Raw genomic sequence first — 13376 nt, forward strand, 5'->3', positions numbered from 1 at the left:
TATTGGAAATTTTTCAAGAAGAAAATCCTGTATGGTCGCTACTATGAAACTTTTTCACTTTTCAAAAGTGCTTGCCAAGCTTTTTTTACAGCAACGGATCATTACGAAGCAGAATTACGCACATTATTAACTGATAATTTCCACATCATTGGCAGCACCTGAGTGCCGAAATTTCATGTGCGATGGGTATATAAAAAAGTGGGATATCGCATTGTAAGACGGTATCTGACCCTGAGGAATCCCTATAAATAAGTTATTAGACTCAATAAATTACTAAAGGATTTTATTAATAAATGAGGAACATGCATGGTGTTGGTAGATCTGATTATGATATCGATATCAACAAAGAAACCCTACCATGCATGCCAAGAAAGTATCTGACAAACTCCTTGCTAACCTCTGCGCCTGGATGCACGCTGCTCGCCGTAATGTTTTATCGGTTGCTGTGCTGGCGGCCATAGAGAGTAGACGCTTATCAGTAACAGGTCTTGGACGCGCCATTGACAGTGATGCTAAAGAAAAGCATTGTATCAAGCGAGCAGACCGACTAATTGGCAATACTCACCTTTATTGTGAATTTCGTAAAGTTTATACTTCCTTTGCGCGCCTGATCGTCAGTTTCGCGCAACGACCAGTCATTGTGGTCGATTGGTCAGATCTGGATTCCTACCAGCGCCATTTTTTGTTACGTGCTTCAGTGGTGGTGGATGGGCGTGCACTGACACTCTATAAGGAAGTGCATTGCCTTGAGGATAAGGAAAAACCAAAGACACACCGCCTTTTCCTCAAGCAACTCAAGTCGATGCTTCCGGAGGACTGTCGTCCCATTGTGGTGACTGATGCGGGCTTTCGTAATCCCTGGTTCCGGGAAATCGAGCAACTTGAGTGGGATTGGGTAGGTCGTATTCGTCATGATACCTTAATGCGCTCAAACGCAGATGAGCCTTGGATTAATTGTAAAGTGTTATACGAGCAGGCAACATCCATTCCCACGTATCTGGGGCAGATGGAGCTGGCACGCAGTTCACCTCTTCGCTGTCACTTTGTGCTTTATAAAGGAAAACCTAAGGGTCGCAGCAAAATCACTTGCCACGGTAAGCGAGCACGCTCAAAACATAGCGAACAATGTGCCAAGCGCGAGCGTGAACCATGGTTGCTGGCAACCTCTCTGCCAGCCACTTCAACACTGGCAAAGCAAATTGTGAAGCTCTATCGCACACGCATGCAGATCGAGGAATCATTCCGGGATGTGAAGAGCGTGCGCTTCGGTATTGGCTTCGAACTCAATCTTACGCGCTCGGCCAACCGATTGCAGATCCTGCTACTGGTGGCCATGATGGCTACCTTCGTACTCTGGTTGCTGGGAATGACTGCGCGGCATAGCAACCGACATCTGCATTATCAGGCCAATACTATTAAAGATCGCCATGTCCTCTCAACTATCTACCTTGGTATGAGAGTAGCCAACGATCAGCGTTTTAAGTTTCAATTGAAAGAATTGAAAACAGCAGTAATCATCTTAAACCAGGTAGTGAGTGCTCATGGCGAAAACTGGTAAATTCGTGGGGATTCCTCAGTATCTGACCCCAAATGTTCGGTTCACTGTCTGCGTTGATGCCGTTGTTAGGCGATTTGGTAGCTAGGGCGCCAGCTCTTCGATACAAGGCGTGTCTCCTTTGGCTATGCAAGCTAATATTAGCTGGTTCAGCAGTTTGGAAGACGTTTCAACATCATCCTGCGCTGTATTCTTCATCGGCGAGCCGTGAACAGCAGCCGACCGATGTTTGTATAGTTTCTTAACCGCCGCAAACAACTCTTTTCTTTTTGCATTGCTCTCTGGTTCAAGGTATCTGGCGATATAGAGGCTCAGGCGGAAAACAATTTCGCTTTCGATTTTGAATAGCCCCTCGATCCCCGACCATAGCAAAGCTAAGCGGGCTCTAGGATGCGAGTGCCAGCGGTAAGTCGCCATACAGTGCACGGCATTTCGGAATTCATCTCGCTCAAGAAGATCTCTTGCCTTTGCAAAACTGGCCTCAACCCATGATGCTTCTTTGTCGTTTAGTGCGCGTGGCGCACCTGTGAGGCCGCGAAGATGGTAATTGGTAATTTCCAGTGCGGACTCTTGGCCGAATTGTTCAGCGGGTAAGCGGCTTTGGAAGTTACACGCGGCCTCGCAATCGAACAGGGCGCTAAGTAACACAGCATCCCAGACCGAATTCTACGTTAGGATTGCGTGCGCTTTTGGATCATTTTCGGTTATGCGGAGTTGGCTGCTTACCTGCCGAAGGAATATGGCCATAACCCCAAGCGCTACTTCACTCTTAGAAATCTCGACTATCGGGACCAGACACTCGCATGGGAATCTGTCGCCTAATTAGAATTAGAACTCCGAAATGATGCAATCTATTACGTAAAAAACGAAATCTAACACCACAAGTTGCATACTTTCTCCTTATATTTTATAAAATTGCGTCGATTTAGTTTTCAGCATAGCAAACTTTGTTAGATCCACAAATATGATGAATAGATCACGACATTTGGTGCAAGGAATCTTACTTTTGTTGGCTTGCTAACGACGACTTCTGGTTTTTGGCACTGGCTTATTCGATAATCGATATGCCCAGAACAGCATTCCAATACCTGCAGCAATCATCGGCAATGACAGCCATTGTCCCATACTGACACCCAAGGTTAATATTCCCATGAAGCCATCATCCGGTTCGCGGAAAAATTCTGCAAACGAGCGAAATACACCATACCCAATCAAAAACATGCCGGAGATAGCACCCACTGGTCGTGGCTTGCTGGAATAAATCCAGAGTAAAATGAACAATGCGATCCCTTCCAAAGCAAATTCATACAGTTGAGAAGGATGACGCGGCAGATTGTCGACATGGGGGAAAATCATGCCCCAGGGAACGTCTGTGGGGCGTCCCCATAATTCACCATTGATAAAGTTGCCGATGCGGCCTGCTCCCAACCCAAGCGGCACCAGCGGTGCAATAAAATCAGTTACTGCCAGCCAAGGTAATTTGTGCTTATGTGCCAGCAGCGCCATCGCCAAGATGACACCGATGAAGCCGCCATGGAATGACATGCCGCCTTGCCAGATTGCAAATATTTCCAGGGGATGCTGTAAGTAATAACTGAATTGGTAGAACAGAACGTGTCCGAGCCTCCCTCCCAGAATGACCCCCAGCACGCCATAGAAGAGCGCATCATCGAGTAGGGTAGGGGTAAAAACAAATTGTGGATTGTGCTTGATGCGATAACGACCCAGCACAATGAACAGAAAGAAACCTATCAGATACATTAGGCCGTACCAGTGAATGGAAAGCGGACCAACGGAGATTGCGACCGGATCGAACTGAGGATGGATAAGCATAGGTTACGAGCTGATTTACGGTAAAATATGCATTATACGGTAAGTAAGCCTGCCGCAGCAGTGTGCAACTGCTTAATCAATTAGATCGCATTTTTGGTTTTTCAGGAGAAATCATGCCAGACAATAAACGCAGTCAAGCCATCACTCAAGGAGCAAAACGTTCACCCAATCGCGCCATGTTGCGTGCAGTGGGTTTTGCTGATGGCGACTTTGATAAACCCATCGTTGGTGTTGCCAATGGATTTTCGACGATTACGCCCTGCAATATGGGGCTCAATGAATTGGCTCTCAGCGCTGAGCGTGCCTTGAGAAAGGCCGGGGCAATGCCGCAAATGTTTGGCACGATTACCATTTCCGATGGTATTTCCATGGGAACCGAAGGCATGAAATATTCGCTGGTATCACGCGAAGTAATCGCTGATTCCATCGAGACGGCGGTGCAGGGAGAAAGCATGGATGGCGTGATTGCGATCGGGGGCTGCGATAAAAACATGCCGGGTGCCATGATTGCGCTGGCGCGAATGAATGTGCCGGCTATTTTTGTCTATGGCGGCACCATCAAACCGGGTCATTACCAAGGGCGTGATCTGACCATTGTGAGCGCGTTCGAAGCCGTCGGGCAGTTTACTGCCCATAAAATAGATGAGAAGGAATTACTGGAAGTGGAACGGCATGCCTGTCCCGGTGCAGGCGCGTGTGGTGGGATGTATACTGCCAATACCATGTCGTCGGCCATCGAAGTTATGGGAATGAGTTTGCCCTATTCCTCTACTATGGCGGCGGAAGATGAAGAAAAACGACTCAGTGCTGCACGTTCGGCAGAGGTTCTGGTCAACGCCATCAAAAAGCAAATATGCCCACGCGATCTGATCACACGTCAATCCATGGAAAATGCGATTTCCGTGGTGATGGCAGTAGGCGGATCGACTAATGCGGTGCTTCATCTGTTGGCGATAGCGCATGCTGCTGACGTAGATCTGAGCATTGATGATTTCGAAACAATACGCGCAAGAGTGCCCGTATTGTGTGATTTGAAACCTTCGGGGCGCTATGTAACCACCGATTTACATCATGCCGGGGGGATTCCTCAAGTTATGAAGATGTTACTGGTACATGGCTTGCTGCATGGTGACTGCATGACGATCAGTGGTGAAACAATAGCCGAAGTATTACGCGATGTGCCGGAGAAACCACGCACGGATCAGGATGTCATCAGGCAATGGGAAAATCCTATGTATGCACAAGGTCATCTGGCCATTCTCAAGGGAAATTTGTCGCCGGAAGGATCAGTCGCCAAAATTACCGGCGTAAAAAACCCAAAAATTACGGGACCTGCGCGTGTGTTCGAGTCTGAGGAAGCTTGCATGAATGCCATCCTTGCGCAGGAAATCCGGCCTGGAGATGTCGTGGTAATCCGCTATGAAGGCCCGAAGGGCGGGCCGGGCATGCGCGAAATGTTGTCGCCCACGTCGGCATTGATCGGGGAAGGGTTAGGGGATTCAGTTGGGCTGATCACCGACGGAAGATTCTCCGGCGGAACCTACGGTATGGTGGTGGGCCATGTGGCACCGGAAGCCTTTGTGGGGGGAACCATTGCGCTGGTGCAGGAGGGAGACTCCATTACGATTGATGCGAACCAGCGCCTGTTGCAGCTTAATGTTTCTGAAGATGAGCTCGCACGGCGCCGTGCAGCATGGCAACCGCCTGAGCCGCGTTACCAGCGCGGTGTCCTGGCAAAATTTGCCAAACTGGTATCGACTGCCAGCCGCGGAGCGATTACCGATTAGCGGAATGACTCAGATAGTGCGGAAACGCAGTTTTCGCCAAAAATTGCAGCAGACACTCCAGACGCAAGATGGAAGGAACATAGTGACGAGAGAAGGAACGAAGTGCGTTTCGATCAATCAAATTTTCAGCAGGGTGACCTATTAAATAAAGATAGGCAAGGCGGGCTCCGCCCAACACCGCGATTGGAGTGCGTAATAAATTTATTTATAGCTTCTCAACGAGGATTGGTATGACTCATCCTAAGAATGCATGATTCAATCATTTATTGACCAATGCGATGTCCAACCATCTGACAGGTGAAACTAGCCCTTATCTGTTACAACATGCAGATAACCCGGTAGAGTGGTACCCATGGGGCGAGGAGGCGCTCGCACTGGCGCGTACTCAAGATAAACCCATTCTACTTTCTATCGGTTATTCCGCCTGCCATTGGTGTCATGTGATGGCCCGAGAGTCATTCGAGGATCACGAAGTGGCTGCAGCGATGAATAAATACTTTATTAATATTAAAGTAGATCGTGAGGAGCGTCCTGATCTCGACCAAATATATCAGACGGCGCATTACATCCTTAACCATCGCCATGGTGGCTGGCCATTGACGATGTTTCTTACGCCAGAGCAGAAGCCTTTTTTTGGAGGCACTTATTTTCCTAAAGAGTCTCGTTATAACCTGCCTGGTTTTCTTGAGTTACTGCCCAGAATTGCTGAGCTATATCATACGCGCAGAGAAGATATTGAACAGCAAAATGGCGCGCTACTGGCAATCCTTGCTGAGACTTTACCTGCAACAACCACCGATATTTCTGCATCTTCTTACTATCTTATCGAACAGGCAAGCGCCCAGCTTCTAGAAAACTTTGATCGAGCGCATGGGGGCTTTGGTGCTGCGCCAAAATTTTTTCATCCTGCAGAGTTGAAATTCTGCCTGCAGCGGTATTTTTCTGAAGAGGATAAGCAAGCCTGGCATATCGCCGTTGATACTTTGGAGAAAATGGCTAATGGAGGTATTTACGATCAATTAGGAGGAGGATTTTATCGTTATAGTACCGATCAGTACTGGCGTATTCCCCATTTTGAAAAGATGCTGTATGACAATGGACTCTTGTTACAGCTCTATGCCGACGCCTGGCTTGCAACCCATCATTCTTTGTTCAAACGAATTGCCCATGAGACAGTTGCCTGGGTGATGCGTGAGATGCAATCCGGGCCCAAGGAAGAAGGCTATTTCGCGAGCTTGGATGCAGATTCGGAACATGAAGAAGGGAAATTTTATGTCTGGGATAAAGATGAAATCGAGCTTGTCTTGACAGCTGATGAATATGCTGTCATCGCCCCTTACTTTGGTCTTTCGCGCCCTCCCAATTTTGAAAATAAATATTGGCATCTCGAAATCATGCAAGCCATTGCAGCTATAGCCAACGATAGGGGAGTCAGTCAAGAGAAAGTGCAACAATGGGTTGAATCGGCACGGCGCAAACTTTTCAGTAAACGGGAGCAACGTGTCCACCCGAGTCGTGATGAAAAAATTCTGACTAGCTGGAATGGTTTGATGATAAAGGGCATGGCGCGAGCAGGCAGGATTTTTGAGCAGAGCGAATGGATAAAATCCGCCATGTTGACGGTAGATTTTATCGGCACCACCCTCTGGAAAAATAATCGGTTACTCGCCACCTTCAAGGATGGCAAGGCGCGCCACAATGCCTATCTCGATGATTACGCCTTTTTGCTAGATGGTCTGCTGGAGCTCATGCAAGCGGAATTTCGTCAGTCTGATCTGGAGTTGGCTAGAGCATTGGCAGAGGTATTACTGGATCAGTTCGAAGATAAGCAGTTAGGTGGATTCTTTTTTACGAGTCGCGATCATGAAAAACTCATTCATCGACCCAAGGCAGGTCAGGACAATGCCATTCCATCTGGCAATGGTGTGGCAGCGATATCGCTTCAGCGACTTGGTTATCTGCTCGGGGAATATCGTTATTTGCAATCAGCTGAACATGCACTTAAATTGTTTTATCCTGAAATACAGCGGCATCCCGGTGCTTACTGTAATTTATTGCTTGCATTGAAAGAATGGCTGGCACCACCACAAATTGTTATCTTGCGTGGAAAAGGCGCTCTCCTCAGTGAATGGCATCGTGCACTATCGTTGCATGCGCCAGCTACCATTGTACTGGCATTACCGATGGAGCTGGCTGGGTTACCGCAAAGTTTGAACAAACCCTTGCCTGTAGATCAAAGTGTCAACGCCTGGGTTTGTCAAGGTGAGACATGCCTGCCCGAAATCAAAAACTTACAGGAATTGCTGCAAGTCTGCAAAGTTAAGGGTAAAATGGTACTCCCTTTATAATTCAAATAAGGAAAAAATAAGATGAGAAAAGTGTTGTTAGGAGTAATGGCAGCATCTGCTGCATTATGGATTGGCAATGTACAAGCAGATGCTGAATTGGCAAAAAGCAGTGGTTGCCTAAACTGCCATAATGTTGATACCAAATTGGTTGGCCCGGCACTTAAAGATATTGCTGCGAAATATGCAGGTCAAGCTGATGCAGCTGATTACTTGGCAGGAAAAATTAAAAATGGTAGTAATGGAGTATGGGGGACCATTCCAATGCCACCTAACGCCAATGTAAGCGATGAAAACGCTAAAAAGCTAGCAGAATTCATTTTGACGCTTAAGTAATACGAATCTTGGAGGGAAGGTCGATGCGCGTTCAAGGCACATCGACCTATTATTTTTCTGCCCTAATAAAATGCTTCCTCTCATCCTGGAAGGTTTTTAAGATTAATTAACTTCTTTCGAAAATTTACTGGATACTTTCTGGTGTTGCCTTGATCCTGCTATGCTTAATCGTCAAGAACCTGATATAGGTTCTTAATATCGATCGGCTATATTTTCTTATATGCTCCAGGAGAGAAAGGCGTTGTGATAACTTTGCGAGATAAATTGTAACAAAGCGGGCAGTGCGGGTAGTGGCGCGATCCGAGCATAACTGAAATTTTACCTGCTCCTGAGTTTTATCCTGCGGAAGAATATCACCAGCGTTATTTAAAAAACATGGCGTGCATTAAAATAGTTTTAATGGAAATTTTTTTGTCAAAATGTAGGGGAAATTCAATATAATCATGATATGAGTAGCTTATTTATCATCAGTGCTCCTTCAGGGACTGGTAAGACCAGCTTGATTAAAGCATTACTTCAGGCTCGTATGGGTTTGAGCCTATCGATTTCACACACCACTCGCCAACCCCGTCCTAATGAGATAAATGGGCAAGATTACTTTTTTATTGATCGGGATATTTTTAATCAAATGTTGAAGCGAGGGGAGTTCCTTGAAAGTGCAGAAGTTTATGGAAATTTATATGGCACCTCACATCATTGGGTTAAGGAAACCATCGCGTCAGGTCAAGATGTTTTGATGGAGATTGATTGTCAGGGCGCGCAACAGGTACGACAAATTTTTCCTGAAGCAGTCAGCATTTTTATTTTGCCTCCTTCTCTAGAATCGTTAAAAGCTCGCCTGCAACAGCGTGGACAAGATGATCCAGTAGCTATTGCGCGACGTCTAAAAGCAGTCCGGGAAGAAGTAGGTCAAGTGAACAAATTTGATTATGCTGTGGTCAATAATGAATTGGATGAAGCACTCAAAGATATTTGTTGTATTGTTCGGGCAGAACGCCTCAGAATGATGCATCAGCTGGTCAAGCAGCATGCGCTATTAGCACAATTTGCCTGAATAATATTGATTGAGTAAATTTTTTAAATAAAAAAGGAATGAATGATGGCTCGTATCACTGTTGATGACTGTTTAAAAATGATTCCCAATCGCTTTGATATGACAATGGCTGCGACTGCACGAGCAAGGCAGATAGCAATTGGTTCGACTCCGATGGTCGATGCTGCTCGAGATAAACCTACTGTCATTGCACTACGTGAATTGGCTAAAGGGAAGGTAGGGCTTGAAATTCTTAATACTATACGTTAAAAGATAATAACGGTAACAAGATTAAGCTGTAACAGAAAAAATTGAAGTAATCTACTATATTGGAAGTAAGAGATTCCCTGGCGATAGAACGGTAGCATTACCAAATTATTTATTAAGTATTTTATTTCATTTCCCCGATCTTGCATAATACAGCATTCGCTATAAATTCAGTGACATTCTGGATATATTATGCTGATTATTATCTCCATCGAATCGATCAGGAATATTTATCGTTCTAGCATTGTCGTTGCAAACACAGAATTTATCCTACTATTTGTAAATAAAGTTGAATTAGCTACCACAAAAAATTGGGAAATGCTTATATGTCAGAGCTTTCATTGTCGAACTCTCATGTAATAATGCCTGAAGCTGAGTCATTATTTTTTGAGGTATCGAAATATTTTAAGCCTGAAGAACTAGCTTTACTCAAGGGTTCGTATTTTTTTAGTCAAGGGGCCCATTCTGGGCAATTCCGTATAACTGGGGAGCCTTATATTTCTCATCCTGTGGCGGTTGCTCATATCCTCAGTGAACTCCATCTAGATGTCATTACGCTTGCTGCTGCATTATTACATGATGTGGTTGAAGATACGGCTATCTCCAAGGAAGAAATCGGTGAAAGATTCGGCCTATCAGTTGCAGAGCTGGTAGATGGTGTCTCAAAATTAAAGAAGATTGAATTCCAGACCAAAGCTGATGCTCAAGCTGAAAATTTCCGCAAGATGTTATTAGCTATGGCGCAGGATGTAAGGGTTATCCTTATTAAACTGGCTGACCGCTTACACAATATGCGTACGCTGGAAGTTTTGCGTCCTGACAAGCAGCGTCGCATCGCACGGGAAACTTTGGAGATATATGCTCCTATTGCTCATCGGTTGGGTCTGAATAGCATTTACCAGGAATTGCTGGAACTTGGCTTTCGTTATTTTTACCCTAATCGTTACAAAGTGCTGGTAAAAGCCACTAAAGCAGCCCGTGGCAATCGTCGCGAAATAGTGGGCAAAATCCTGGATGCGATAAAAAACCGGCTTAAAGATGCAGGGTTAGATGCAATCGTAACTGGAAGGGAGAAGCATCTTTATAGCATCTATAAAAAAATGAGCGAGAAGCATCTGAGCTTCTCGGAAGTACTGGATATTTATGGTTTTCGTGTATTGGTAAAAGATATTGCTTCATGTTATGTAGCATTAGGCGCCTTACATAGTTTATATAAACCCATTCCTGGTAAATTTAAGGATTATATTGCGATTCCTAAGCTTAACGGCTATCAATCGCTGCATAATACTTTGCTGGGGCCTTATGGATTGCCAATAGAAATACAAATTCGAACCTATGAGATGCATCGGATTGCTGAAATGGGTGTAGCTTCCCATTGGCTCTATAAAAGCAATGGTGCAGAGGTAAATGAGCTGCATCTAAAAACCAATCAATGGTTAAAAAGCTTGCTGGAAACATTAAGCGATTCCTCCGATTCAATTGAATTTCTGGAGCACCTCAAGGTCGATCTGTTTCCTGGTGAAGTCTATGTGTTTACGCCACAAGGAAAAATACTTGAGTTACCAAGAGGCTCTACCGCAGTGGATTTTGCTTATGCGATACATACCGATGTAGGTAATTGCTGTGTTGCAGCTAAAATTAACGGGGAAAATATACCCTTGCGCACTGAATTAATGAATGGTGATCGTGTTGAGATTATAACTGCACCCTATGCTAATCCTAATCCTGCTTGGCTTTCTTATGTTGCTACCGCAAGGGCGCGTTCAAGTATTCGTTATTTTCTTAGAAACATTCAATATGAAGAGTCAGTAAGGTTAGGTGAGCGTTTACTCAATCAGGCTTTATCCTCATTTGGTATCAACCCTGATGCTATCACTGACATACAATGGGAAAGACTTGTCAAGGACAGCGGTGCCAAGTCAAAAAAAGCCTTTCTTGCCGATATCACTTTAGGAAAACAACTGTCGGCTGTTATTGCTAAACGTTTAGTCGTACCTGGAGAATCCATATCTGAAGTGACTAGTGCCAGTCATCCCGTTGTGATTCTTGGCACGGAAGGTATGACAGTACAGTTTGCTCGATGCTGTTATCCCCTTCCTGGGGATACAATCGTTGGGCTGATTAAAAAAGATCAGGGATTAGTGATTCATGTGCATGATTGCCCTGTTGTGATGAGAATTCAGAAAAAATCTGAGAATGTATTGGATGTGGCGTGGGGCAAAGAGATCGCCAGAACTTTTGAAGTAGGCATTAACATGACAGCGGTCAATCAACGTGGTGTGCTTGCTCGAATTGCTGCAGAAATTGCCAGAGCAGATTCGAATATCGATGATGTCACTATGGAAAGTGATAAAGATTACACCACGATGCAATTCATTCTACAGGCGAGAAATCGTCAGCATCTTGCTCAAATCATGCGAGGGTTGAGGCATATTCAAGAAGTTGTGAAACTCGGTCGAGCGAAGAATTAGGTGTTTTTTATTATTTTAAAAGCTCAGTAGGTAACCATTCTATAATGATGTGTGGGATAATTTAACTTCTAAGAATCAGTTGGGCAGGATAGAGCGGGGAGTGATCTAAATGTAAATTAAGATATGATGAGGCCGGTAGGATTACTTCCTATAATTCTATTTCTAAATCAAAACTGACTTTGTCGGCTTCATCTTGCTGGATTATGGATACTGTCTGCGGCTTACCTTCATGTCATGTTTGTTTTGTGAAAGGGAATAGCAAAGAGCAAGACCGCATTTGTACCTGGTGCAATATAGGATGTGTCTTATAGCGGCCTTAATATTCTGGTGAGTGAGAAAATTTCAAAAAACATATATAAGTCACATGGATTCAGTTTTTCAATAAAATAGTAAACGAGATGCTTTCAGGTTTAATTCAAGGCTCGCTCTTTCCGCACTTTATCGATTAATTCATTCAATACCTGAATCGTGTCGCGCGGTGTGCCGCTCATTTTTCCACTCGTGATATATTTTCCTTCTACTACTAAAGCTGGTACACCGGTTAATTTATATTGCCTTATCATTTGTGAAACCTTGGCAACCTGGTTTTGAACGGAAAATGAATTATAGGCATTGATAAATTTTGCGCGCTCAATTCCTTGTTTCTCAATCCAATCAAATAGTACAGCTTCCTTTGATAAATCAATTTTGTCACGATGAATCGCTTTGTACACCTTATCGTGAAGTTCTCTTGTAATACCTAACGCTTCCATTGCATAGAAAGTTTTGGCTGCAGGCGTCCAATTAGCACGGAAAATGGCGGGAACATATCGGAATATTACATCCTTGGGCGCATTCTTGCGCCAATTATCGATATGTGGATGTAATTCATAGCAATGTGGGCAGCCGTACCAGAAAAACTCAATGACCTCAATGCTTCGTTGATCTTCGGTTGGCTGAGGAGTTGCGAGAACAATATAATCGCGCCCTTCAATGATTTCTGCCTGCGCAAGCAATATCCCTGAGAAATTAAGAGTAATGAAGACTATAAAAAATTTAAATAATTTATTCATATTTTATTGTGCTCTTCTATAAATTGTTTAGCTAACGATTATCGAGTCATAAAATTTACTGAATCATGATGGTTATGGCGTTTTCTTAGGAACTCTGACAAAGCTGGCTTCTATTCCATTTTCATGTAATGAGCTTCGTATTTGATCAATCTCGGTGATTTTTGCATAAGGACCTATACGTACTCTATATCGTGTGCCTTTATCAGAAGATTCTGCTGTTTGAACAGAAGCAATGACGCCGAGTAATGCCAGTTCTGCTTTCATTCTTTCCGCATCACCTGGATTCTTGTACGAACCAATCTGTAGGAAATAATCACTTGCCGAACTCGCGTCATTTGTTACGGCAGGTAGTGATTGCCGCTTCCCTTGATTGAAGGGTTCTTCGGCTGAAGACTCATCTATACCTGGAAGTATATTATAGAAATCAAAACGAGGCTTGTTTGCATTGACCTGCTCAGTTTCCTTGTGAGTACTACTATTTTGTGAATTTTTAGCAATACTTTCCTGAGGCTTAGTTTTGGCTGATTTTTCTTCAGTTAGGAACGGGCTTGGAGCTTGATTGATGAGTGTCCATACGCCTATTGCGCTTGCTATGCCAAGTGCATATCCGATAAAGAGTCCTAGAATAAGTGAACCACTACTTTTTGCGGTTGCCATACCCTTGGATTTGTAGTCTCTGCTCATGAAAATTCCTATA

At 44.4% G+C, this 13376-nt stretch carries 12 protein-coding genes; 8 read left to right on the forward strand and 4 right to left on the reverse strand.

Translation table 11 applies throughout. The features are described from left to right. Positions 1–358 precede the first annotated feature (358 nt). Positions 359–1558 carry an IS4 family transposase gene (locus BM283_RS09260; RefSeq protein WP_090692321.1) on the forward strand — a complete coding sequence of 400 codons (1200 nt, stop codon included), beginning with the start codon at positions 359–361 and terminating at the stop codon, positions 1556–1558. A gap of 81 nt (positions 1559–1639) precedes the next feature. Here BM283_RS09260 and BM283_RS09265 read toward each other — a convergent pair whose 3' ends face one another. Together BM283_RS09265 and lgt are read right to left on the reverse strand one after the other, a co-directional pair. Then, positions 1640–2203: a HEPN domain-containing protein gene (locus BM283_RS09265; protein ID WP_090692323.1), complete on the reverse strand. Its 564-nt coding sequence runs from the start codon at positions 2201–2203 to the stop codon at positions 1640–1642. A gap of 369 nt (positions 2204–2572) precedes the next feature. Beyond that, entirely contained in the window at positions 2573–3388 is an 816-nt protein-coding gene (lgt, locus tag BM283_RS09270) for a prolipoprotein diacylglyceryl transferase (RefSeq protein ID WP_090692325.1), read from the reverse strand. Between the two features lie 113 nt (positions 3389–3501). On the opposite strand from lgt, the gene ilvD reads away from it, so the two are divergent. The 7 genes from ilvD (at position 3502) to BM283_RS09300 (ending at position 11627) form a co-directional block, all read left to right on the forward strand. Next, a complete protein-coding gene (ilvD, locus tag BM283_RS09275) occupies positions 3502–5175 on the forward strand; it encodes a dihydroxy-acid dehydratase (protein WP_090692412.1) in 1674 nt (557 codons plus the stop codon). 278 nt (positions 5176–5453) lie between these two features. Next, positions 5454–7523 carry a thioredoxin domain-containing protein gene (locus BM283_RS09280; RefSeq protein ID WP_090692327.1) on the forward strand — a complete coding sequence of 690 codons (2070 nt, stop codon included), beginning with the start codon at positions 5454–5456 and terminating at the stop codon, positions 7521–7523. 21 nt (positions 7524–7544) lie between these two features. Beyond that, positions 7545–7856, forward strand: coding sequence for a c-type cytochrome (locus tag BM283_RS09285; protein WP_090692330.1), 312 nt, complete (start codon positions 7545–7547; stop codon positions 7854–7856). Between the two features lie 306 nt (positions 7857–8162). Next, the gene (locus BM283_RS20555; protein WP_139225236.1) at positions 8163–8297 is read left to right on the forward strand and encodes a peptide-methionine (S)-S-oxide reductase; all 135 of its coding nucleotides are present in this window, start codon (positions 8163–8165) and stop codon (positions 8295–8297) included. Positions 8298–8304: 7 nt separating this feature from the next. Further along, positions 8305–8910 carry a guanylate kinase gene (gene gmk, locus BM283_RS09290; RefSeq protein ID WP_090692332.1) on the forward strand — a complete coding sequence of 202 codons (606 nt, stop codon included), beginning with the start codon at positions 8305–8307 and terminating at the stop codon, positions 8908–8910. Positions 8911–8955: 45 nt separating this feature from the next. Continuing rightward, positions 8956–9159: a DNA-directed RNA polymerase subunit omega gene (gene rpoZ / locus BM283_RS09295; RefSeq protein ID WP_046850860.1), complete on the forward strand. Its 204-nt coding sequence runs from the start codon at positions 8956–8958 to the stop codon at positions 9157–9159. A 323-nt stretch (positions 9160–9482) separates the two neighbouring features. Then, positions 9483–11627 carry a RelA/SpoT family protein gene (locus BM283_RS09300; RefSeq protein WP_254776305.1) on the forward strand — a complete coding sequence of 715 codons (2145 nt, stop codon included), beginning with the start codon at positions 9483–9485 and terminating at the stop codon, positions 11625–11627. Between the two features lie 410 nt (positions 11628–12037). Here the strand turns inward: BM283_RS09300 and BM283_RS09305 are convergent, their stop codons facing one another. Together BM283_RS09305 and BM283_RS09310 are read right to left on the reverse strand one after the other, a co-directional pair. Continuing rightward, positions 12038–12679 (reverse strand): thiol:disulfide interchange protein DsbA/DsbL, encoded by a 642-nt coding sequence (locus tag BM283_RS09305; protein WP_090692336.1) that lies wholly within the window; start codon positions 12677–12679, stop codon positions 12038–12040. Between the two features lie 72 nt (positions 12680–12751). Continuing rightward, positions 12752–13363, reverse strand: coding sequence for an SPOR domain-containing protein (locus BM283_RS09310; RefSeq protein WP_090692338.1), 612 nt, complete (start codon positions 13361–13363; stop codon positions 12752–12754). Between the last annotated feature and the right edge of the window lie 13 nt (positions 13364–13376).

Source organism: Nitrosomonas sp. Nm34, assembly GCF_900113925.1.
Lineage (GTDB): Bacteria > Pseudomonadota > Gammaproteobacteria > Burkholderiales > Nitrosomonadaceae > Nitrosomonas.